Below are 23,443 nucleotides of genomic sequence, written 5' to 3'. Positions count from 1 at the left end.
AAGCCCTAATTATTCCCATTCCAGGCGATCGCTCGACAGACACGACCAACAGCGATCGCCTCTCACCACATTTAACTGAATATTTCAGGTAGGAAAACATTTACCAAATGCCTGAAGTAGCTTAAGAGAACCACTAACCCGAATTTTACACCGCAGCAATGCCCAAATTAGGTTTTGTTCCTTGCCAAGAAAACCCAGCCAAGTTTTGCTATCTGCGGTGACAGAAATATCTGCTTTCCCAAGATGTCCTTCTTGAACTCGTACCATTTTATTTTGAATCGTCACTGTTGCAAGACGAGACTCAGCACCAGTAAAGGTAAAGTGATAAACTGCATTCAATCCCTGTGACTGGTTGCGTTGAAACAACAGTGGTAGCCCAAACAAAAATCCTTGAATCGATTGAGGACGAATGCCACTGCTCACAAGCTTCACCGTTTTATTGGGAAAATGTTTGGCAACATAGTTTTCGGCATCCGATCCCGGCACTACATAGATGGTTTCGGTTTTGTCCTGCAATGGCTTGACCACATCTTTAATAAATGCTTTGCGATCGCTCAAGAATGGGGCAATTACATCCGATCCCGCCGGACATGCCGCAATACAGTAGGCTGCTTTGTAGTTCGGCTTGAAAGACAAGCTTTGCCACATTGAGGCTGATTCAGAAGCACTGACTTTTTGGCGATAATCACTAGCACTTTTGCTGTCAGCGATCGTCTCTGTCCAATCTGTGAATCCGCCCATGAACTCGCGGTAATTATGAGTGTAACAAGCTGAAAAGCTAAAGCTACCGTCAGCCCCGATCGCGCCTACAGGACAAGCCGCAACACACAATTTGCACTCAATGCAGGGATTGTAATCGATCGGGTGGGCGTACTCAGTTACTTCTGTATCGATTAAAACTGTACCGAGGGCAATGAAATTACCAAACTTAGGATGAATCACATTTCGATGAATTCCTATGTGTCCTAATCCTGCTTCAACAGCCACAGGTTTATGAGATATAACCCAGGCTTTTTTGTCTGGATAACGATCCATTTCCATTGGGAATGCCACTGACGGATTCAAGGCTCGGACACCAATCTGCGCGAATGCTTTGACGAGGTTTCGAGCTACTTCATCTGCATGGTCGTAATTGGCATGAAATTCCAGATTAGCGATTGATCGCGCTGGAGTGCGAACGTTTTCCCGATTCATGCAGCAGACAAAGCTAATCAATGTTTTGGTGGGTGGAAATACTGCCAGAATTTCGGCATGTTGGTCGGCGATCGCGGGTCGATAAATTTCCACAAATCCTACATCATCAGCACCCGCATCCAAACAAAGTGTTCGGAGTGAATCAGAATTCAAAGCGACTGTGCTTGTTTTTGGGTTGTTTGTAGACTGCTCACGCCACCATCTCACGGTAGGATGGTTATCAAATTTAGCCATAGAAGCCTCTAGCGTTGATAATTGTTTTTATTGATGTCGCTCATCAACTTTTCTCCATAGAGTAATTTTCAATTGGTTTGAATGGGTAATTTATACCCAGCGACGCACTCGTGCCTTGTACCGTAAGTATTCATCGCCAAATTTACGCTCCAAGTAACTTTCTTCGCGCTGAACGACTCCGATTTGCACAATCACTAAAAGGGGCAATAATAGTAGTAATGCCCAGAGCGCACTAAATAGCAACGCGATGCCGATGTAAAGCAGAGTCAGAGACAAATAAATTGGGTTGCGACTTAACCTAAAAACTCCGTCCGAAACGATCGCTGTTGTCGGACGTGAAGGGTTAACCTCTGTCTGTGCGCGATTCATCGTCCGAAAAGCTGAAGTTCCTATCAAACCCGCGCAAATAATTGCTAATACTCCCAAAACTAGTGCTACCGATCGCGATAAAAAGTCGATTGGAAACACGAAACTAAGTACTAATCCGATTAATAATGTTCCAGCATAGAGTGCTGGCGGAAAAGCAATTACTCCAGGATTATCCGACATGCCCTGTTCCATGATGAGCTACCTTTTGTAATGATTTTGCTAATAATGCTGTGAGAGGAAAGATGATTTTTTTGAATGCTTATCATCAACTGCCAACATAGAGAAATTAAGTGCATATACACTTTTTGGAGAAAAATTTTAGACTTAACGCAAGAGTGCTGTTGCTTCCACTAAATGCGCCAACAAAGTGTTCCATCGTTGCTGTCCAAGCACTTCCTCAACCATGCTTTGAGCTTGTTTCCACAATGGTAAAGCTTTCGCTAAGACAGCTTCTCCGGCTTCGGTCAAGGCAATTATACGAGTTCGCTGGTCTTGTCCAGGTTCAGATTTTAACCATCCTTCGCGTTCAAGGGGCTTGAGATTCCTGGTTAAGGTCGTGCGATCCATCACTAGCATCTCCGCTAACTCGTTGATTGTGGCTGATTTTGCGATCGCTACAGCAGCCAGAATGGTGAACTGAGTCACTAGCAATCCGCTCGGCTTGAGTACTTCATCAAAGTGTTGTGTCATAACACGAGAAGCCTTTCGGATATTGAAACAGGCGCACGCTAAACCCACTTGATCTAAAAGATCGGTATTGATTGAGTTAGTGTGTTTATCCATAGCTTAAGTGTATATGCACTTAATTTTGATGTCAAGTGGCTGCATGAAATTTTCTGCTCACTCTCAGGCTAAAAACATCCTTGTTGGAACTCTGGTAAGGCAATACTACCGAATGGCACTAAGATAACGGCGAATCCATTATTTATCAGGCTTTTGGGTGTGGGGAGTGTGGGAAGCATAAATTCTCTTTCCTCCCACACCTCCCACACCCACTCCAGGCAAAGGTTTCACATGAATCTTAGTGCCATTCGCGATACTACATATTTCATTAATTTTCTCTTAGTCCGCACAGGCGGACGAGAGTTTGTGTAGCCACTGTTAGAAACGACGACGGCGCACGGGTGCTATATTACTGCGTAAAGCTTGCCACGTCAGCGCTCCTACTCTACCATCAGCAACTATTCTGTGCGATCGCTGAAATGCTACTACTGCTTTAGTGGTTCTAGGGCCAATTTGATTAGCTTGTAGTTTCTCAAAAGTTGTCAAACCATCCATATCAGGCATCATTACGTCCAAAAGGATGGCATCGGGTTGAGATGATTGAGCTAAGAGTAATCCTTGATTACCTGAAGTAGCAGTCAACACCTTCCAGCCGCCCATAATTTCTAGACAAGTCTGAATCAATTGACGGATGTCATCTTCATCATCAATAACTAAGATTTGCTTAGAGGTCATTGTTATTATCTTCCTATTTTAATTATTCTTATTCCTGAGTTATTTAATTCTTTCGGTGTAATGAGGGTATTGTTTAGATATACCATTTTCTTAAGATTGATTTTTATGGTAAAACTTGAAAGTGGAAAACTAGGGTAGAAGTTTAATAAATAGATAGCATAAACAGAAGTAATATAAAATGTGGAGATTAACGCGATGGGCTTTGCCCCGCCTTTGGCGATTCTCCTACGGAGACGCTACGCGATGGTCTCCGACCGACCGGAGGTCATCGCAACTACAAGGCTATAGCATTGCATTATTAACGGTTTTACTAGCTTTACTGCTGACACTGCTTCTATGGCAGCTACACAGGCTGAATTCCATTTATCCACTGTTTTTAGCTGCTGTCATGGTTAGTTCCTGGTATGGTGGCTTAAACCCAGGACTGTTAGCAACTTTTTTCTCTGCTATCGTCTGCGCCTACTTCCTTTTACTCCCTTTCTATTCTTTGTCTGTTGCTGGGTTTGGTGCGTTGGGGTTGCTTCAGTTTGTGCTAGTAGCATTGTTGATTACCTTACTTAACACTGCACTACGTCAGGCGCGATCGCAAGCTCAAAAAAACGCGCGAGTAGCCCAACAAAATTACGAGTCTCTACTTCAAATTCAAGACAGTCTGCGTCAGAGTGAAGAACGTTATCGGTTGCTAATAGAAGGAGTAACTAATTACGCAATTTTCATGTTAGATCCAAACGGTAACTTTACTAGCTGGAACATTGGATCTGAACGTATTTTAGGCTATCAAGAAGCAGAAATTATTGGTCAACCTTTTGAGCGCATTTTTTCACCAGAAGCAATTGAGCGCGGACAACCACAACAAGCATTGAGCAAAGCCGTAACTGAAGGTTTTTCTAAAGAAAATCGTTGGCATCTCCGCAAAGATGGGACATTTTTTTGGGCGCATTGTGTAATCACACCTTTACGAGATGAAAATGGAAATCTGCGCGGATTCTCTAAAATTATGCAAGATATTACTGAGCGCAAACAAGCAGAAGAAGAAAAAGAGCAATTGCTGCTGCGAGAACAAGCTGCACGCGCTGTTAGCGAAGCGGCGCAAAGTGCAGCAGAAGCTGCAAACCGTTCCAAGGATGAATTTTTAGCAATAGTTTCCCATGAATTACGTACCCCCATGACTGCAATTATTGGTTGGGCGGGGATGTTGCAAACGGGTGCGCTAGATGAAGCTAAAGCAACTCTTGCACTTGAGACAATTGAACGCAATGCTAATTTGCAAATGCAACTTATTGAAGACCTACTTGATATTTCGCGTATTGTTAGAGGAGAAATTTCACTCTCGATTGATTTGGTAGATTTAGTAGAAGTAATTACATCTGCGCTCGAGGTTGTACAATCATTGGCAGATGCAAAGGATATTCAAATTGAAACTATACTTGATACTTCAATAGAAAAAATTTCGGGTGACTCAGATCGCTTGCAACAAGTTGTGTTAAATCTACTCACCAATGCGATCAAATTTACACCCAACGGCGGACGGGTTAAGGTGCGGTTGTCAAAAGAAATAGACGCGATTAATTGTGTCTCTAAAGAAGAGTTTTCCCAATGTTCAATTCATAACTATGTTCAAATTGAAGTGAGTGATACGGGTAAGGGTATCAGTGCTGACTTTTTACCTCACGTTTTTGAGCGCTTTTGCCAAGCAGATAGTAGTCATACTCGGTCAGATAAAGGACTAGGTTTAGGGCTAGCGATCGCCCGTCATATAATAGAACTGCATAGTGGCACAATCCAAGCCCAGAGCCAAGGAATAGGTGAAGGATCGACATTTACAGTCAAATTGCCCGTTTGACCTTAAACGGATGTAGGATTTACGATCGGAGTCGGTTACAACTTTACTGGGTTCTAAAAAAGACTGTAATAGCCATCTGGCAAATGATTGTAGATAGTTTTCTACTGTCTTTGGAAGGAAGTTTTCTACGAATTTAGAGTGATTAAGAATAGCGATCGCGTAAAGAATGAATGTAACCAGACTCAAAACCAACAGTAGAAAGTCGTGAGCATCATTAATGGGATGATTGCAAAAATATTCTTAAACCTTGCCTTTGATAGATGTTATATAAAACTGAAAAGGAGATAACCTAAGTTATATAAATTTGATGACAGTGCTTAAGGTTGCTTCTCCAAGCAAACATTTTCATGAGAATTCTGTTAATTGAAGACGATGATTTGCTTGCTCAAGCTGTAGCTACAGCTCTTACCAAACAAAATTATGTGGTTGATATTGCTGCTGATGGTGAAGCTGGTTGGAAATTGATAAGTGTTTGTAACTATGACCTAATTTTGCTAGATGTGATTCTGCCAAAGCTGGAGCTACTGGATCTTGATATTCACAAAGATAGCTTGAAGTTATTAACAGAATTATCCCAGCGATCGCCACTGCCAGAAATACCAGTGTTAGTTTTTACAGAGCGAAATAATTTTAGCTATCGCGTTGAGGTTGCACGAGCTGGCGGACGTGCTTTTTTACAAAAATCTATGCCTCCTAGCCAAATTTTAGAGTCAGTTAGTCAAATATTACAACAAACTTGTATTACCGAAGCGAGAGTAATGGTTGTAGACGACGATTCGCAGACATTAACTTTTATACAACAATCTTTAGAACCATTAGGACTGACTCTAAAAACTCTTGAAGACTCAAGATATTTCTGGGATACTCTGACAGAATTTTCTCCAGATTTGCTAATTTTAGATGTGGAAATGCCTTATATCAATGGCATTGAACTTTGTCAGGTATTACGTAACGATCCATACTACAAATTTTTAACAGTGCTGTTTCTGGTTGATAATTTAAACACAGATATTGTCGAGCAAATATTTGCAATCGGTGCTGATGATTGTATAAGCAAAAATGCTAAAAACTCACAACTAATTACTCGTTTATTGAACCGTCTCAAACGAATATAACTAGTTAGAAAAATAGCTTAAGTAAATAAAAATAACCAAACACATGAATAACCCTCAACATCAGCCAAATGAAAAAACTTTCTGGAGTAAATTTAGTACTAATACACTAGTTCGTTTCTTACTGTTTGCTGCTTGTGGTTGGGTATTAGTAAAAGTTTTTTGGTATTTCAAAGATGTAGTTTTTATATTTACCTTTGCAACAATTTTAGCACTCATTCTTAACTATCCTGTACGCTACCTAGAACGGTTCTTGAAGAGAGGTCTTGCCTTGGGTACAGTTATAGTCATCAGTCTATTAACAATCATTTTTCTATTTGTATTTGTTGGTAATGTATTAATTACACAACTACAACAATTAGCAGGTTTGTTATTACAAATTATTAGTTCTACTAACAATCCTATTAATCAATTACAAAGCGTATTAGCCACTCGAAATATTCCCATAAATTTAGAGGCAGTAGAAACACAAATTCGCAACTGGTTTGTGTATGGCGTGAATATGATTTTAGGCTTTTTGCCCAATTTCTTAGAAAGTTATGTCGGATTTATCATTATTATTGTAATTGCCTTTTTTATGCTGACTGATGGAGAGCAAATCTGGCAACTGATTCTTAAGATGATTCCCCATAATCAACGCGATCGCTTTGCAAAATCTATTCAAAAGAACTTCATTGGTTTCTTGCGAGGTCAATTGCTAATCTCATTTATTCTGAGTATTGCTACTTTTTTAGTTTTCGCACTTCTGCGTGTTCCATTCCCGTTTTTGCTAGCTATAACTGTGGGACTTTTTGACCTGATTCCCGGTATTGGAGCTACACTAGGAGTTACCTTAGTTTCTCTAATTATCTTAGTACAAAGTGGTTGGATTGTTGCTATTAAAGTATTGATAGCTTGCATAGTTTTGCAACAGATTCAAGATAATTTTATTGCACCTCGTGTAATGCAAAGTACAGTTCACTTAAATCCTATAGTAGTATTTTTTGCTCTTTTAATTGGTACAAAAATAGCTGGATTATTAGGAGTATTCCTTTCTATCCCCATCGCTGGAGTTATTGTAAGCTTGTTAGATATTGAGGAATTAGCAAACTAATTAAAAAATTGAAAATTAACTTATTTATTTGAATAAATAAGAAATTGTGTAATTCAAATGTATGTCTTAGTTTCGGAATTGCTTACATTTGTATTACGATTTATCCAATTTCGTAACCCCCAAAAACTAATTAAAGCTGCTAATCCTGCCCCCAGAGAGTCCATAATTAAATCGATAATGGTGTCATCCAAGCTTTCAATCACTTGAGTATTAAGAATTTTACCGGCAGACCATTCTGTAACTTCCCACAAAGCACCAATGGCAATTCCAAAACTGGTAATTGTCACTAGATATAAGAGTGTATGATTACGAAATATATTCAGCATTGAACCATAGACTAAAAAACTGAGCGCGAGGGTAATTGCAAAAGTAGTATAACCATGAACAATCTCATCATAAGGGCCTGGCATACCAAAGAAATCCCATACCCAACCAGTAGCATTTAGCAATGCAGCCAAGACAAATAGAAAATCAAACAAGGTAGGTAATTTATCATCTTGAATGACAAATACAAAGGATGCAATAAGGAAGATTGCAAGACCAAAGGCATTTGTCCATTTACCTTGAACTGCTGCGGCTATGACAAGAATTGTTAATAGAGCTTGTCCTATCCACGCAATAATTCGATAACCTTTCCAATTGAGATTTTTCATTTTTTTCTTTCAGCTAAAGTCTGATTTCTTAAAGCTTGAATAACATTGTCATATTGCTTTTGCACATCCTGGCGGTCTAGTTCTTCTGGTAAACCGTCTTGGCTACCGCGCAAAATCATCTCTGCATGACGCTGTAAAACTACTTGGTATTTGGGATTGTTGGTGTAAGTTGCAATATTCTCGATCGCTTCTAATAAACGAATGGTTACTGATGTATCAGAGCGTGCATATTGGCGAATTCCATTAAAGGCACTATCAACCAATCCCTCAAATGTTACCCCAAAAGCGATCGCACGTAATTTATGATCTTTATCGTAGCGGTAAGGTGAAGGAAAATCTTTTTGGGCTAAACGGGATAGTCCAGCGCCTAGTCTATCAACACAGCGAATTGCGGTAAATGGGTCATTAATCCCTGGAGAAAGCGCACGTAGGGCAATTTCTACTAACTGATCGATGGGAAACTCAATATCTTGTTGTTCGCTACGTTCTTTACCCAAAATAAAGCAATCATTGATTTGTTTGGTTAATTTTTTATTAACAAATTTACCAGGAAAAACCATAACTAAATGACTGTCCTTAACAATAAACTTTCCTGGTCGAGACTCAACGCGCAATAAAAGATTGTTTTTTCGGGCAATTTTCATCAATTCTTCGTCGTCAATTGCTTGTATGTAACCATTCTTATTAACTATTACAGGACTTGCAACCAAGTCAAAATTGTCAGGTATTTCTGCAACTTCTTGTCCCAATGGGATGCTACGCCCGATTTTTTGGGGAAACAAGCGATCAATGGCTTTATCTAAGTCATCACTAACGTTTTCAATGATGTGCGAAGCCTGAATTATTGTAGAAGCATGATCGATAAAATAAATCAAAACTCCGATGCTAATAATTGCTAGTAAAATACCGCAGGTAACTGAAAGTTGCGGTACAAACTGACTATATCCATCTCCCTCACCATGAATAGTCCGAAGTATGAGCAAGCAGTAGATAAACGTACTTATAAATGTGCCAAGGACAACTTGATTGCCAGTGTCCTGCATGAAATTACGCAGGAGACGGGGGCCAAAATTGGAAGCAGCTAACTGAAGCGCCACGATTGTAATTGAAAAGGCAGTAGCAGCAACGCTAATCATTGAACCTGCAACTGCTCCTAAAACCGATCGAGCTCCATCTGCTCCACCAGTGTAGCTCCACCAATAACTAAGACCCGCCTTACCTGTGCGATCGAGCATTAACATTATGAATGCCAACGCAGTGGTAAGTATAGCCATAGTTGAGGGAATGAACCAGTAACTTGAGTGGAGCGTATCCCACAGTTTACCTAATTTGACATTTTTCATGTTTCATTATTGACCTTTGCAGAATCTACCTTACTATTGTTATCATCTTGCTTTTGAGCGAGTAACCTGAGAGAACTGCTAATACTGCGGGGTTTTGGTACTTCACCTTTACCAGATGGCCAACCTTCACGCTGACGAGAGCGATCGCCATCTGTCTCTTCGGTCTGATCGTGGAATAAAATTTGTTGAGTTGGGAAGGGTAAATCAATACCATTTGCGACGAGCGTTTTCTTAATAGCAGTAATCACTTTATCCCGCGAAATCAGATTATCTGCCCGTCGTGGTGGATGAACCCACCAGCGCACCCGAATATTGACAGTACTTCCGGCTAGTTCCATTACTAGTACATCAGGAGCTGGATCTTTTAAAACCTGATCTACGCTATGCATTGCGTCTAGCATTAACTGCTTGGCTAGATCAATATCGTCGCCGTAGCCAATGCCGACATCATACTCTAATCTGCGGTTATCAAAGGCAGTATTCACGGTGACAGAATTGGTAAATAATTCCGAGTTAGGAATCACAATCCGCCGACCATCGTAGGTTCTGATTGTTGTTGCTCTTGTTTGGATATTTTCAACTGTTCCCTCAAAGCCTTTAAACACAATTTGGTCGTCAATTTGAAAAGGTTCAGTCAATAAAATTAAAATCCCAGCTAAAAAGTTTTGCAGAATATCACGAAAAGCAAAACCAATTGCTACCCCGCTAATTCCCAAAAGTTGTACTAAATCGCCAGCTTTAAATGAGGGAATTACAATAGAAAGAGCGATAAACAACCCAATCAAAATTGTTATGCCTTGAGCTAATCTTCCCAGCACTAATCCAAGATTACGGGCGGAGCGACGGTTACGAGTTAACCGCTTAACCACTACCTTAATTCTGCCAGCAACAAAGAAAAATAGTATAAAGACAATTAACCCTAAGACAATGTTTGGTAACAAAGCTATAAACCCGTTAATCATGCTTTGAACTTTATCCCAAGCTGCGGAGATTTCTGCATTCATAAACTTTCCTCAATTAATTAATATTTGCTAACTTCAACGCTGTGAATTTTGATGCAATAATTCTTGAATTTCCCCTCGCAACGCTGCGATTTCACTCTGAAGCATTTGAATAGATTTCGCTCCAGCTAACTCGGCTTCATCATCATCGGCATCACGGCCAATAAAAAACGTCGCTAAAGTTGCAGTGACATAGCCAAACACGGCAAACGCATATAACGCTAAGAAAAAACAAAGCACCCGTCCTTCGGGCGTTTTGGGCGAATAGTCAGAACCCATCGTTGTCATGAGCATTGCTGTCCACCAGAAAGCAGTGCTGTAATCGTGCAGCCCTGATTCCCCAGGAACTTCGTTTTCAAAGGCATACATCCCTGCTGCTCCTATTACAGTCACGATCGCAGTTAATGCCACAACATAACCAAACCCTCGACGGCTAATACTTGCTCCTAAAACCCGCATTCCTCGGTTAGCACGAGTCATGACTCGCAACAGTTGTAGCCCTCGTACAACCCTGGTTGTTCGTAGTATCCGTATAACTCGTATAATCCGAAAACTACGCAGTGCTGGCAACATTAGAGAAATAGCTGTTAGCCAGTTGTTTTTGATATAAAAAATTTTATGAGGAGCGATCGCTACTTTCAGGAGAAAATCTAAGATAAAAATAATCCAAATAGTGATGCTAACGGCTTCCAGGAAAGGGTTTAACCCCCAGACTATCTCGATGATGAATAGTGCCAGCCATACAAAACCCAGCACCAGCATTGGAATTTCTAGCCAATCTTCCAACTGTTGCAAGACTTCGCCGCGTTCTTTTTCTAGGGCTTGCTTTTGGGAAAGCTTCAGACTACTCATAAATGGGCTTATTGTTTACTCGCAGGTGGTTCTAGCACGTTGACATCAACTAAAGGTGTGACATTTAAATCCTGTTTCAATAATTGAGCTTGAATTGATTGGGTGAGGCTAGAGCCTATTTCTTCATTAGACGCTGTAACCCCCGGTTGACGCTGCACATAAACAACAGATAGCAGGGTATCCTGACCTGTAATGTTGGATCGTGTGAAGCGCACATTCGACTCGACCAATTTTGCTAAACCAACTTGCTCTACAGTTTTCTGGACTTGGGCGTTAGCACGTTGGGCAAGGCTAGAGCGTTGGAGATTGGGAGAATTGGAGAACTGCCAAGTTAGTAAAAGAGCCAATGCGATAACAGTGATCGCCAAGGCAATAGTAAATACCCGTTTTTTACCACGCTGATAGCGAGTTGCTTGAGGAGACAGCCCATAAATTCGGAACAAGAGGGCTGCTGAAAAGTTGATGCCACATAGTTGCAAAAACAGTAAGAACAGTCCCGAAATTGCCATATCCCACCGACCAATTGCACTTGCCATACCCACAATTCCCGCAGGTGGAGCTAAGGAAGCGGCAACTAACATTCCGGTTGCTGCCCCAGAGACTAAACTACTCCGTTCTGACTGAACCAAGGTGAGCGCCCCTGCTGCTCCGGCTGCCAATGGTAAAATCACTGCCACTGCCGAAATCTGGCTACTGTCTAACATTAAACTAGTAGGAATTTCTTGCCTTAAGATTAGGCTAAGTAGGCAAGTGGTGGCAATTGTGACTGATAAAGCAGAAAAATATCGTAAAATACTCCGCCCTAAGAGTTTGCGATCGCCCCATGCAGTTGCGATCGCTGTATTCATCGCCGGGCCTGCAAACGGAGCAATCAGCATTGCCGCCACTAATAAGTAAGTTGTATTAGTATACAAGCCAATCCAGACCACAAAGCCTGCAAGCGATGCATAACTAAGAAAACCTCGCCAAGAGCCAACACTTTGCAAACCAGAAAGAAAAATCTCAATCGGACTGCGTTCTTCCACATCCACAACTTGCTGGGCTGCTTCCGATGCAGGTGGTTGCAAAGCGATCGCACCAGTTGGTATGAGCGTGATGTGTACTTTGGGCAAGTCTTGCAATTCCTCTAGAACTTTCCCAACTTCTCGATTAGAAACGTGAACAATCACCACATCAATGGGTTCTTCTGCATTTCCTTCAAATCGTGCCACATTTGTGCCGTTATGAGATTTGGCAATATCAATAACTGCTTTTCCATTTCCCCGTGGTACTTGGATAATGAGTTGACGCATTTTACCCTCCTACAGCTAACCATGTTGCTTTTTAAGGCGATAACTCTACTACCCAAAGAAATATTTTTCAAAAAATGTATCTCATACTCAATCAACATTGTTTTGATTTATCGCTTCGTTTGGGAAAATTGGTATAACAAAAAATTTCATCCCATTATCGTTTTAGTTTTACATTAAATCTAAATAGTGGAACAAACGTGAAGGAATCAGCTATATTTTTTCCTTTCTTACCCCAGTGTTTAATTTTTATTCTCTATATTGAAAAATTTGAGTTTGTTATAAGTTATTATTCAAACACAAATTCAAACACTTAATTTTTTTGGTATTGCTTAATTCATTAAATATCTCTTGATGAATAAGCAGAATCAGCCTATAGTAGTATTTTAATATGTATATGAAATTTCTCCCCGAAATCTCCCCGAAATCTGCACTATTTAATAATAATATTGAAGCATTAGAAGAATAAATTTTTAAAAAAAAAGGGGGCATAGATCGTGATGCAGTTAACGAAGGTAGTGTCAGCAGGTGTATCTTTACTATCTTTAAATTTAATAGTACTTGCAGTTGGAGCATTAGATACCTATGCTCAATCCTCATATGTAACTACTTTTAGCGATGTTAAATCTAGTTATTGGGCAGAGCCATTTATTCAGGGTTTGGCTGCAAGAAACATTGTAACTGGATATCCTGATGGTACATTTAGACCAGAACAACGAGTAGACCGAGATGAGTTTGCAGCAATCATTCGTAAAGCTTTTGACCAACCAGCAATTCGTCAAATAGAAAGTGGTGCTGTATATAAAGATGTTCCTACTAACTATTGGGCTACTCGTCCCATTGAAGAAGCATATCAACAAGGTTTTATGTCGGGTTATGCTGGTGGTTATTTTCGTCCCAATCAACCGGTTTCTAAGGTGGAGGCTATAGTTGCCTTAAACAAAGGGTTGAATTTAACTACTAGTGCATCAGCAGTTACTGTCCGCACAGTCGAGCAGAGAGTAGTTCCTGAACAAACCACACAAAAAGCTGTAAAAAGACGTATTTTCATGCCCCTTGGATTTACTACTTTGATGCAACCGTTATTAATACCAAAAGCCCAGGCTGTACCAACTGATGCTCTAAATCTTAATCGTCCTGCATCATTTATTATTACTAACACTTACGCAGATGCCAAGAAGATTCCGCAATATGCAGTTGGAGATGTAGCAGCAGCAACTGAAAGAAATATAGTGGTGAATTATCCAAATACCAAAGTTCTTAATCCAAGGAAACCTGCCACGCGCGGAGAGATTACAGCTTTAATTTATCAAACTTTAGTTTCCCAAGGAAAAATCGAACCACTTGCTATTAATTCATCTGCTAGTCAATATATTGTTCGTACTCCTATCAGAAACCAAAAGGCTAAATAAATAGTGATGTGTCTTTAATATAGGCTAATATATCGGTGGAGTTTTACAAGCTAATTACTGGGCAATTTTTGAGATTAAAAGTTAATTCTGAATAGGTTGCGAACGCCATCTTTAAATTCGGTTGATATCTATTTTATTTGTGAGGATAATCTGATTTTTCTCCTCTGACTTCTTTCACCTGACTAACTTCAAAAATTAGGGAAAAACGTTGCCCAGTTTCTTTTTCAAGAAACGCTTCTAAAAGACTTACTTGCTTTGATGTTACAGGTGATTGTGCGCTAACGCTCAAGCGAACTTGAGGCGGATTACTCAGCCAATTAGTATCAGTTTTCAGTAGTTCCAAACGCTGAAAAGTTACAGTTCGGTTCAGCAGTGCTTTTCTCAAATGGGTTTCGAGTTCTGCTTGTCTAACTAATCGGGTAAAGCTGACAGTTAAAGGTATCAGTAAAGCGCCTGTTAATGCTAATGCCCATAGCAGCGCTTTTTGGGCGCGATCGACAGGAGAATAGCCAGTGAATAAAAATGTCAGCATACAAGCAAGGCTAATACCCAAAAGGTTCGTCAGGTAGAGCAAACTCGCTCCTAAGCTGAGTGACAAGTTAAATTTTGCTAGACCTAAACCGATGACACAAATTGGGGGCATAAGGGCAACAGCTATTGCTGTCCCTGCCACACTAGCAGAGATTTTTGAATTAACCTTAGCGTAGCCACTGATAAAACCTGCTGCGATCGCAATACCCAAATCAAGCAGATTAGGTTTGGAGCGAGATAGCACTTCACTGCCGAAACTAGGTAGATTAACGATCCAACCTATACTGCAAGAAATTAAAAGTGCTAGTAATGTGCCTAAGAATACTGCTATTACGCCTTTACGAAATAGGTTGATATTTCCAATTAATGCACCAAAGGCTAAACCTCGAATTGGCAACATTAGAGGTGCGATAATCATTGCGCCGATAATTACAGCAGTGCTATTGGCAAGTAGACCAAATGTAGCGAGCCTCTTTCAGAGGAGCTTCGCTAACGCACATGAGCCAATAATCAAAATCAAATATGTTGCATCGAGACTAGACTCTTCCAATAATTCATGTACCAACTGTTTGAGTTGTGATGGTTCAACCCTTTTGCGCTTAAACCCCCTAAAGCGATTGCGAATATTATTTATCAAAACTCCTCCAAATCAAATGATCTTAGATTCTGAATTCGAGAACACCGATTCAGTATTCGGAATCATGACGAAAAAACCAGGTTTCATGAGTTGTAAAAGGAATATTTCGTTGTAGGAGACGTTAAAACAGGGTTTTCAGTCTCGTATTTTATTAGTGAATCGGTGTTCTAGGATTTTAAACAAAAGCTTTATAAAAAATATCCATCTCAAGACAAAAATTAAACTTCACACCTTGAATAATTTGGCAATGATTTCCCCTGGATGGCTATTACTTCAAGTCAGTCTCGACTGGTTTGAGCAATCTGTAGTCAGATTCGAGCAATTCCGTCTACCCGAAAAGAAAACTGAACAGCAGTAATTAGCACTGATTATTGGCAAGGATGGTCATGATTTATTATCAGCGATTTATGCAACCACAAACCCTTCATACTTACAGAACATAGATTCAGTAGAAATTTTACACTGTGTTTGGGGACAGCAATATTATTTAGTTGATAATGTAGGGTTGATGGCAACCGCAATATCGATACAGAGTGACTGCAAATACTACATGAAAAGATTCGAGTAATTTAACAGTTTTTTGGTGGTTCCTTTGAGTAGAAAGAGCCGGACTGGACTTGTATTAGTACAGGTAGGCGGAAATAAACAGACCATATTGGTAGGGCAAACGCATCTAAATTACTCTTGATCACAACGAAGGTTAAGAACCAACGAAAAAATCAGGATTTCGCGTTTGATTATTTTTAAAGCCCCAAAGCGATGCCTGCGGCGGGCTACGCCAACGCCTAAGTTATTCGCAATAAGCAAGAGTTAATGACATTATTTTTAACTCTATTGAGAATAGACTTTACTTATTGACATGATGCGGCCGCCCTAAGCATATTGGTGGGATAATAAATAATCAAGCTAAAAGAAGTTTCGGGGGCGTTTTTAACTATGTGGACAATTAGCGACATCAACGCTTCAGGAAACTTTTCGACAAGCCTGTGCATATGCTGTATTGCTTTCTGGCACTATTCACACTACCTCAATCTGTCAAGGTAGACAGATTTATTGAGCGTTTCGTATTCTTTCTTCAATTCTTGATTCTTACATACGCTCTGTCATCAAAGATAGTATTTATTTTATTATCTAATATTCAAATTATTTCGGAAATAATTCAATAATATTGCATAACAAAACTAACCAATATAGTTTGATGATTTATACTTCTTGCTTTTTCTTTTTTGGCTTACGCCTGAAGGTAACTGAAGGTATTCAGAAGCAATTAACTATGATTCAGGCAATAGATTTTGAACAAACATTTGTTACCCATCTCGAAAAATTTATGGGTAAAGCAGACAAATTCATCAAGTTTTATTATACGGGTATAAGTGAAGAAACTCATCTAAAAGAAATAATGCTGGCGGTGAAAAATCTCGCACTTGATGCAGACTTACAACAGCTAGAAGCTGAGTATCAGATGTGCAGCGAAAGAAAAGATTTCATGGCTGACTGCGATGATTCAGCTTGGTGGTAATCTGTTCCAATGATGGGCTGAAATTTAACACAATATTAAGTTGAATTTAGTAAGTCGAAATTCAGAATTTTCAAAATAGTTCTGACTTTCGACTTGCTACTTCTCTTAATTCGTTGGCTTACGCCATTTGGTTAATGAAGTTTACGAAATATTGTATATGCCGTCACGCAAATCTTCTACCCCTACTCTTCAACCGATAGATGGTTCAATATTAGGTGAGTATGCCGTGAGCAACTACTCGGAGCGTGTCTACTCAAAAGTTTACTATTCTATCCGTTCTCTTTGTGGACTTGTTGCCAAACGAACGCTCAAAGACACTTTTGATTGGGATGAATTTAAAGAACGCTTTACCAGTGATTTTGGTAATGTTGAAGAAAAGCGATACACTCTAGAACAACTTCTTGAATATGCAAATCGCAAGTTTGGTAAAAGCCTTGAAGATTTGATAGTTCAAAATCAAATATCTTGGCAACGTAGACAAGAATACGCCGAGCGCAATCATATGCATTACCAATCAGAGACGATTGAAGATAGCACTCACTACTAATCCCAAAAACTCATAGTAGCAATTTTCAAAGCCTCCAGTATGATTCCCTACCGGAGGCTTTTTATTAAAAGCAATTTATCTCATCAATTCAACGCTTTTAATAACTAGATAGCTGTGGCTATTTGTCTACTAGATTACTCGCTTCATAACTTGCCAACTCATCAATATTCAACTATCTGCTGTTATCAATATGCTACAGAACAGCTATATTGTTTGGTCAGGAGCTTCTCTATTGGACGGTTCTGAGATAGCCCTGATTTTGACCGGATTTGTTTACCCTACATCCAATCGCAAAACTGGAAGATTGATTCAATCTTGGATTTTGCAGCAAGAATTTGTGCCCACGTCAGCAGCAAAAAACGGTTTAGACCAAGGTATTTGTGGGAACTGTCCCTTGAAATTAAGTCAAAGCGGTAGCTGCTACGTTAATCTGTTGCCTATCAACAATATTTACCGCAAGTATAAAACCGGAACTTACCCAAAACTGGGTACAAATGAAATAGAAGTGTTAAAACGATATCGCGATCCGGTGAGAATTGGCTCTTATGGAGACCCAACAGCAGTACCAATAGAGGTGTGGGAGCCAATCATTTTACAATCATCATGCTCGCATCCTCATTCCAAGAAAAATGTTCTTTCCATAGCTGAAGTTGGGGATGAAACAAAGGAACTACCTGCTCTGTAACTGGGTCGATAATATTTTGACGGTCGGCTTTGTAACGATTGCAGTTCGGACAAGCTAAACAGAGATTTTCCCAAACTGTTTCCCCTCCTGCCGAACGCGGTACAATATGTTCAAATTCAAAGGTTGTTGCTGTCAGTGCTTCCACAGTCCGACAATAAATACCTACAAAACTAAATCCTTGAAGTTTTCTACCCATAGCAGCCAGTCTCCCTTGTAAAAAATTGACTGACTGCTTATTTACTACTCCCAATATTTGATTATCAAGATAAGCAACAACAGTTGGTGTTTTACGCTCTTGAGTTTGACGCACATCCAAAGTAATATTTACTTGCTCACCCAGCCATTGACGAGTTGCAAAAGCATATTGATTAACGCTATCAATTTGCAATTTATGGTCAGGATTTTTCAAACTGGTAACAATAAAGCTCGTACTGGGAGCAGAAGTAATAGCTGCAATTGCCTCACATCCGGCTAGTAAATGAGGAGAACGAGCATCCAGTGTACCGAGCTTTTTACCCTCTAAAATTACCCAACGAGCAGTTTTAGTTGAGTCACGAGGATGCACGCTATCCTCAAATTTAATCGCCACTTTTTCACTCTGAAAATTTTTCAGAGCATACTCATTAAATTGAGTCCCGATGACCCTCATCTGGGTAAACTGTAACTGCTGGAGTTGACCTATAACTTCATCTGAAAAAATAGCAAACGCCACACCTGCTCTTTTGAGTCCCAGATAATTTTGACTTGATTCAGTATGACTGACATCGTGAATAGCTGCTGCAAGTTGTAATCTTTCTGCTGACAGTGTTTCTTGTCTAATTGACTCAACATATTCCCTAGTTTGCTGTTTTAAAGCATCAACCATCCCATCACTAATACCGAAATGAAATTCAACCTTACCTTGCTTGATTGACATTCCCGGCTTGAGGTCGTGTTCTTTCATTGATTTTATGCTAATTGTGCCGATAGCAATATACACATCCTGACCATCAGGGGTGATAAATTTCGCTTGAGCAAACAAGGTATGAGGCATTTTTTCAGTTGGATTTCTTGCACCAATCTTAATAGTGAGTTCCGAAGATTTCCAGAAATGAATATTTTTAGCAGCAGGAAACTTAATTAAATTAGTAACCTCTAATTCCTTGGCAGTAGTTGGAGAAGTAATTACAAGATATGGACCAGACTCTATTTTTTGCTCATCGCTAACATCGCCAGGATTATTTGGTTAAATTGCCGCATCGTTGTCGCGTTGATCTGCGGTAGTAGGCATTGCAGGAGTGATAAAATATCTGGCATGGGCTGCTTGTAGTTTTTGAGTTGTCGTTGTGAGAGACAATAACTCTACTACGAAACGCCCTACCTCTTCATCCTCTTATTTTGGCAACGGTATTGAAGGATGGTTCACCTTATTTCTATTTAAAGATTTGACAATTTGGGATAACCAATTACTACGCTTGTTTTCATCCACCTGACATTGAAGTAAATTCAATAATTCAGATGAATAATATTGTTTAAATTTCCTTACCAATTGACCTACATGAACAGCACCATTGTAGGTAGCTAGCCCAGAGTTAGCTAATAGCCAAATATAACGATTGTGTAAAGATTCAAAGTCAGGTAATACCCCAGATTGAGATAATAAAGTTGTAGCATCGTGGGCAATAGAAAGCAGAAATTTTTGATTTGAATCAGATAAATCTAAGCGACGGGGTGTTGTCAAAAGTATTGATTGCTGGGCAGAAAAATACTCACTGCAATTGCTATGATTACGGGCTGGGGCTTTACTTAATTCCAAAAAAACATGATGGATTGGGCAAACTTCTACTCCAGATAATTGGTGAAGGCGATGCCAATATGTCTCACCAAATTATTAGTGGATAAAGATGTCTTTGTAGAGACAAAATTTTCTGGCTACAAAAAATTACTCAAACCTGTATCGTCGTAAGCATGATTTCCTGCATGAGTGCGAAGCTCATTAATAGATGTAGCTTGAAGGGTTGTTCCACTTTCGTTTGCAATCTTTAATGGACTTAATTGAGTAAATTGCATTTGAACTTCTAAGCAAGTATCTTCCAAGCCTGCTAACTCCAAAATCTCTTTTGTCTGCTTTCTTAAAGCCTGGACTGAAGCACGCGCCACACGCCGCATCTGCTCTCTTGTCAGGGAATCCCCAGCTATTGCATAAGGTAGCCAAAATGACCGCAGCGCCAAAAGTATCATCTCGGTTTTACTAGTAATTTGATTGTCTTGGATATACTCCATCAGTTGCACATCCATTTGCTTACGTGGTTGATATCGCCAGCGAAAATCTATTTGCTCAGACATTACAGACCTCTGGATCTCGCCTTGTTAGTAGGAAGAAGACGTTTGTTGACTTGTTCTGAAAAATATAAAAATACGATGTAAACATCAGCCAGCCTAGTTCTCAAACCGAAACTATCAATTTGTTCGGGTATTTCTGCACCCACTCCCCACAAACAAGGAGTTCCTGGATAGTGCAAGTTCAACTCTTTTCTTAGATAGTCCGCAGTACCACCGCAAAATAAGATTTCGTCTACCGAACTGATAGAAATTACTTGGTCTAACCAACTTATCAGTACAGCAGCATACTCACTTCTGCCAAGCTTTACCGCTTTTTGAAGTTGCTGTAATTCATGCTGTTTATTGGCATGATTCGTACTTCTCAATAATCGGAAAAAAGGAGTTGCGGATACATCACTACCAGCAGCAACCACAGCCGGAGCTAATTGTGAAGCAGTTTGCCCAGATGTTTTGGCCAGTATTTTCTCTAAAAGTCGAATCATTCCTAAATCAGAAGTCTTACCATCAGTTGCTACTATGCCTTTATTGCTGATTAACACTGATGCATTTCTGTAACCTATCATCGCTAGGGCAATGACTTTTGTTTTGATAGCTTGTCCTAATTTCTTTTGGTAAGCCAGATAAATTTCTGCTCCTTCTGGTAAGCATTTAAACTCGATTAACTCCACTCGCATTCTTCCAGTTGGTGTTACAAAGTCAGCAAGTACAGTTAGAAGTTGTTTGTAGAAACTTTCTTTATTCTCTAACTCCCCTGGTGGTAGCAAACAAGCAAGTGCAAGCCGACATTTCATCCCCAATTTCAGCTTTTGTGAAACTACCCAAATAGCAGATACCGTTTTGGCGGATAATTTTAGCTTTGTTATTGTTCCTCTTGATGCTACTGCAACGAAAGAATTTCAAGATTTGATCTATGTGGCAATTAAAGAAAATACAAATGAAGTACTCGAAGCAGCATGTATAGCAAATTCTCCCAAAATATATAATGACCAAGAGGCGAAGGATCAAATAAAACAAAAGTTTCCGGATGCTTCGTTTGAAATTTTACCAGGGTACTTTTGGAAATCAGAATTAAGAAGTTTTTTAAGCACTGTACGCTGTTTCACAATTGGTAGTAAAGAGATATTTTTACTTCCAAAAGGAGACGTAATTGATAATTTTGATGAATAAATTACCTCGCCTATCTTTAGCATCAATAATTACATTACCATCAGGGGTTGCTAATTACTTGGCTCTTGAGCATTTCTATTACATTCATAAGATAAACAGCCGTGAATTCTCCCAACCAATAAGCCATATTGGTCAAATACCTCGATAACTTCTGGGCAATAATTTCTATCTATTAGTGGTAGTTCAATGGCTTCTATAATCATTTCGAGCCATTCAGGATAGCGTGACAAAACAGAGAAAACATCTGGACTGCAATTAACTGGATATGCTTGCATAATTAGACTTCTAAAATACATTGGAAAGTTCTTCAGGAGATGCCAGAGAACTTGATTCGGGAACAGGAAATAACTGTTGTGCTAACTCCCGACGTTCTAAAAATTGTTGAGAGCGTTCATCATCGCTTATTTGTAACGAATTATTTTGAATTAGTCTCTCACGCACAAAATCCCACTTACTTTCCGACCACTTCATCTCATCAATATCAGATGAAGGAACCTTCACTCCTTGCAGCAGAGGAACATACGCTTCTGTGCCACGAGTGTATGCAGGGTTAATAATTACAGCCCTTCCTGTACCCATCTTGGCAAACTGTGCCGGTTCAAATAAATGTCGCTTTTGGTGATGTTCGTTAGAACTACGAGAACCGCCTCCTTTGCCAGTACTGCGAGATTTAGAACTAAATTTAATCTCCATTTCACCCAAGTAATCACTGAAAAGCTTTGCAGATTCTGGGTCTTGGGGGTTGAAAATAAACTTGGTTGCAGTCCCACCTAGAATTGCCCGTGCCATCATCAAATCGCAATATTTATCCTCACCTGTTAGGGTTTTAATTGCTTTAGTAACGAGCAAAATACCTTCAACTAAACTATCTCCAGCTTCCTCGAAAAACTTATCACTGCTAGCATGAACACCTCTGTCGAAGTTGCGAGAGATGACTTGGGTAAGTTGTCCAGCCGCGATCGCATCTTCCTCATCCCTCAACAAGTCCAACGGATTGCAAGTTTCGCTCTCAGAGAACCCCGGCGCAAATACTTTAACGGTGTAACCTCGTTTAATTGCATAGGCTACAGCTCGTTTAGTCTGTGCCGGAAATTTGAAATCGTAGAGCAACATGGGAAAACCCTGGTCAAAAGCACTACGAATTAGAGGGTCTATTACGGAGAAGGTTTTACCAGAACCAGCTGCACCAATAACGGCTATTCCCCTCTGAGCATCAGGTACATATAAAGTTGAATTGGGGGAAATGAATTGCTTGTAAAAAGTTGGTTTGGTTTTGAGTAACCCAGCCTCATACCATTGTTTTTGAAGAGTAATTCTGATGTCACCAGGAGTACCAACATACAATGCGACAGAATTACGAGTTGGTTTTGATATCTGTTTTTTAGCTTTATGTGCAGCTAATGATTTTTCTCGACTACCTCCCCAATAACTAGTGGCAACTTTACCTTTAGAATTTCTGCCTGATAAAACTTGAAAAATAGCCATTACTGCAAAACAACCCAGCAATATCAGTCCCGATGGTGATTTCATTAAGTCTGTCAATCTTTCTATCTGTAAGCTTTGGACTGGGGCAGGTTTTACTTGCTGTACTTGTAAATAATTACTCATAGTTTTAATATTCTAATGCACCAACATCTGTCCAAGTCTCGCCAAAGCGCGTGTATCGACCAGAATCAAAGCAATAATCAGTACGAGATACCATATTTTCCATGTCTGTTGTCTGCGTAAAAATTAAGCAAGGAAAAGCTTGTAGATCGCGGCTTGAAACCTTAATCAAATCTTCTTTTGGCGGTAAGTGAGGATTAGCTATAACTTGCAAAAGTAGTTTTCCTGATTCGTGATAAACCTGATACAAACACCCACTTGCACCACAAAGTTGAGGTGAACGAAAATCAAATACAAATACATGGACACCATTACTAGAGGTAATTGGCATTACTTTTACAGCTTGATCATCAAGCTTATTTGTAGAAGCATTAGCTAGTACTTTTTTAAATAGGGGTGCATTCACAATCTCTTTGGCAGGTTTCCAAGTAGGTGTACGACTTTTATTGGATGAGGAATTAAATACCCATAAAAAACAGGCTAGTGTTAAGCTCAAAAAAGCTAAAATTAACATCAAAATTATCAAAAGTTTTATATTATATGTTTTCAGTTGTTTTGGCATAGCTAACTACCCAGC

General features: G+C 39.7%; 22 protein-coding genes and 3 pseudogenes. 8 read left to right on the top strand and 17 right to left on the bottom strand.

Annotation, left to right across the window (positions count from 1 at the left end; translation table 11 throughout):
• Positions 1–84: 84 nt before the first annotated feature.
• From AACU32_RS18605 to AACU32_RS18590, 4 genes are all read right to left on the bottom strand, one after another.
• Positions 85–1,428, bottom strand: coding sequence for an SCP2 sterol-binding domain-containing protein (locus AACU32_RS18605; protein ID WP_096602165.1), 1,344 nt, complete (start codon positions 1,426–1,428; stop codon positions 85–87).
• Between the two features lie 90 nt (positions 1,429–1,518).
• Entirely contained in the window at positions 1,519–1,977 is a 459-nt protein-coding gene (locus AACU32_RS18600) for a methyltransferase family protein (protein WP_339378061.1), read from the bottom strand.
• 144 nt (positions 1,978–2,121) lie between these two features.
• Entirely contained in the window at positions 2,122–2,580 is a 459-nt protein-coding gene (locus AACU32_RS18595; protein ID WP_096602162.1) for a MarR family winged helix-turn-helix transcriptional regulator, read from the bottom strand.
• 318 nt (positions 2,581–2,898) lie between these two features.
• Positions 2,899–3,255, bottom strand: a complete 357-nt coding sequence (locus tag AACU32_RS18590) for a response regulator (RefSeq protein WP_096602160.1) — start codon at positions 3,253–3,255, stop codon at positions 2,899–2,901.
• Between the two features lie 289 nt (positions 3,256–3,544).
• Between AACU32_RS18590 and AACU32_RS18585 the strand changes: the two are divergent.
• The 3 genes and pseudogenes from AACU32_RS18585 to AACU32_RS18575 all read left to right on the top strand — a co-directional run.
• A pseudogene (locus tag AACU32_RS18585) lies at positions 3,545–5,095 on the top strand (ATP-binding protein); the annotation flags it as partial.
• A 350-nt stretch (positions 5,096–5,445) separates the two neighbouring features.
• The gene (locus AACU32_RS18580; protein ID WP_096602156.1) at positions 5,446–6,213 is read left to right on the top strand and encodes a response regulator; all 768 of its coding nucleotides are present in this window, start codon (positions 5,446–5,448) and stop codon (positions 6,211–6,213) included.
• 43 nt (positions 6,214–6,256) lie between these two features.
• Positions 6,257–7,303 carry an AI-2E family transporter gene (locus tag AACU32_RS18575; RefSeq protein WP_096602154.1) on the top strand — a complete coding sequence of 349 codons (1,047 nt, stop codon included), beginning with the start codon at positions 6,257–6,259 and terminating at the stop codon, positions 7,301–7,303.
• Positions 7,304–7,356: 53 nt separating this feature from the next.
• Here AACU32_RS18575 and AACU32_RS18570 read toward each other — a convergent pair whose 3' ends face one another.
• The 5 genes from AACU32_RS18570 to AACU32_RS18550 are packed head-to-tail and all read right to left on the bottom strand — an operon-like array spanning position 7,357 to position 12,444.
• Positions 7,357–7,956 carry a hypothetical protein gene (locus AACU32_RS18570; protein WP_096602152.1) on the bottom strand — a complete coding sequence of 200 codons (600 nt, stop codon included), beginning with the start codon at positions 7,954–7,956 and terminating at the stop codon, positions 7,357–7,359.
• Entirely contained in the window at positions 7,953–9,299 is a 1,347-nt protein-coding gene (locus AACU32_RS18565; protein ID WP_096602150.1) for a DUF2254 domain-containing protein, read from the bottom strand. The genes AACU32_RS18570 and AACU32_RS18565 overlap by 4 nt, the downstream gene beginning before the upstream one ends.
• Positions 9,296–10,303, bottom strand: coding sequence for a mechanosensitive ion channel family protein (locus tag AACU32_RS18560; RefSeq protein WP_096602148.1), 1,008 nt, complete (start codon positions 10,301–10,303; stop codon positions 9,296–9,298). The genes AACU32_RS18565 and AACU32_RS18560 overlap by 4 nt, the downstream gene beginning before the upstream one ends.
• 33 nt (positions 10,304–10,336) lie before the next feature.
• Positions 10,337–11,152, bottom strand: a complete 816-nt coding sequence (locus tag AACU32_RS18555) for an ion transporter (protein ID WP_096602146.1) — start codon at positions 11,150–11,152, stop codon at positions 10,337–10,339.
• Positions 11,153–11,160: 8 nt separating this feature from the next.
• Entirely contained in the window at positions 11,161–12,444 is a 1,284-nt protein-coding gene (locus AACU32_RS18550; protein ID WP_096602144.1) for a TIGR00341 family protein, read from the bottom strand.
• Between the two features lie 494 nt (positions 12,445–12,938).
• Between AACU32_RS18550 and AACU32_RS18545 the strand changes: the two genes are divergently transcribed.
• Positions 12,939–13,853 carry an S-layer homology domain-containing protein gene (locus tag AACU32_RS18545; protein WP_096602142.1) on the top strand — a complete coding sequence of 305 codons (915 nt, stop codon included), beginning with the start codon at positions 12,939–12,941 and terminating at the stop codon, positions 13,851–13,853.
• A gap of 133 nt (positions 13,854–13,986) precedes the next feature.
• Here AACU32_RS18545 and AACU32_RS18540 read toward each other — a convergent pair.
• Positions 13,987–15,021, bottom strand: a pseudogene (locus AACU32_RS18540) (DUF389 domain-containing protein).
• Between the two features lie 1,198 nt (positions 15,022–16,219).
• On the opposite strand from AACU32_RS18540, the gene AACU32_RS18535 reads away from it, so the two are divergent.
• From AACU32_RS18535 to AACU32_RS18525, 3 genes and pseudogenes are all read left to right on the top strand, one after another.
• Positions 16,220–16,540, top strand: coding sequence for a Pb-reticulocyte-binding protein (locus AACU32_RS18535; protein WP_339378059.1), 321 nt, complete (start codon positions 16,220–16,222; stop codon positions 16,538–16,540).
• Positions 16,541–16,697: 157 nt separating this feature from the next.
• On the top strand, positions 16,698–17,087 hold the full coding sequence (locus AACU32_RS18530) for a hypothetical protein (RefSeq protein ID WP_096602140.1): 390 nt from the start codon (positions 16,698–16,700) through the stop codon (positions 17,085–17,087).
• 190 nt (positions 17,088–17,277) lie between these two features.
• Positions 17,278–17,688: pseudogene (locus tag AACU32_RS18525) on the top strand (hypothetical protein); the annotation flags it as partial.
• Here the strand turns inward: AACU32_RS18525 and AACU32_RS18520 are convergent.
• The 4 genes from AACU32_RS18520 to AACU32_RS18505 all read right to left on the bottom strand — a co-directional run bounded on the left by AACU32_RS18520 (position 17,675) and on the right by AACU32_RS18505 (position 20,885).
• Entirely contained in the window at positions 17,675–17,968 is a 294-nt protein-coding gene (locus AACU32_RS18520) for an HNH endonuclease (RefSeq protein ID WP_096608067.1), read from the bottom strand. The pseudogene AACU32_RS18525 and the gene AACU32_RS18520 sit on opposite strands and share 14 nt — an antisense overlap.
• Positions 17,969–19,144: 1,176 nt before the next feature.
• A complete protein-coding gene (locus tag AACU32_RS18515) occupies positions 19,145–19,492 on the bottom strand; it encodes a TnsD family Tn7-like transposition protein (RefSeq protein WP_339378058.1) in 348 nt (115 codons plus the stop codon).
• A gap of 191 nt (positions 19,493–19,683) precedes the next feature.
• A complete protein-coding gene (locus tag AACU32_RS18510; RefSeq protein ID WP_096602136.1) occupies positions 19,684–20,097 on the bottom strand; it encodes a hypothetical protein in 414 nt (137 codons plus the stop codon).
• Positions 20,097–20,885: a ParM/StbA family protein gene (locus tag AACU32_RS18505; protein WP_339378057.1), complete on the bottom strand. Its 789-nt coding sequence runs from the start codon at positions 20,883–20,885 to the stop codon at positions 20,097–20,099. Before AACU32_RS18505 ends, AACU32_RS18510 begins: the two co-directional genes overlap by 1 nt.
• Positions 20,886–20,931: 46 nt before the next feature.
• On the opposite strand from AACU32_RS18505, the gene AACU32_RS18500 reads away from it, so the two are divergent.
• A complete protein-coding gene (locus AACU32_RS18500; RefSeq protein WP_096602134.1) occupies positions 20,932–21,261 on the top strand; it encodes a hypothetical protein in 330 nt (109 codons plus the stop codon).
• Between the two features lie 50 nt (positions 21,262–21,311).
• Here the strand turns inward: AACU32_RS18500 and AACU32_RS18495 are convergent, their stop codons facing one another.
• The 3 genes from AACU32_RS18495 to AACU32_RS18485 are packed head-to-tail and all read right to left on the bottom strand — an operon-like array spanning position 21,312 to position 23,428.
• Entirely contained in the window at positions 21,312–21,536 is a 225-nt protein-coding gene (locus AACU32_RS18495; protein WP_339378056.1) for a hypothetical protein, read from the bottom strand.
• A 10-nt stretch (positions 21,537–21,546) separates the two neighbouring features.
• Positions 21,547–22,869, bottom strand: coding sequence for a type IV secretory system conjugative DNA transfer family protein (locus tag AACU32_RS18490; protein ID WP_096602130.1), 1,323 nt, complete (start codon positions 22,867–22,869; stop codon positions 21,547–21,549).
• A gap of 4 nt (positions 22,870–22,873) precedes the next feature.
• Positions 22,874–23,428, bottom strand: coding sequence for a histidine kinase (locus AACU32_RS18485; protein WP_339378055.1), 555 nt, complete (start codon positions 23,426–23,428; stop codon positions 22,874–22,876).
• Positions 23,429–23,443 lie beyond the last annotated feature (15 nt).

Source organism: Calothrix sp. NIES-2100, from assembly GCF_963875285.1.
Taxonomy (GTDB): Bacteria; Cyanobacteriota; Cyanobacteriia; order Cyanobacteriales; family Nostocaceae; genus Aulosira.
This window is presented reverse-complemented; position numbering and strand designations above follow the sequence as displayed.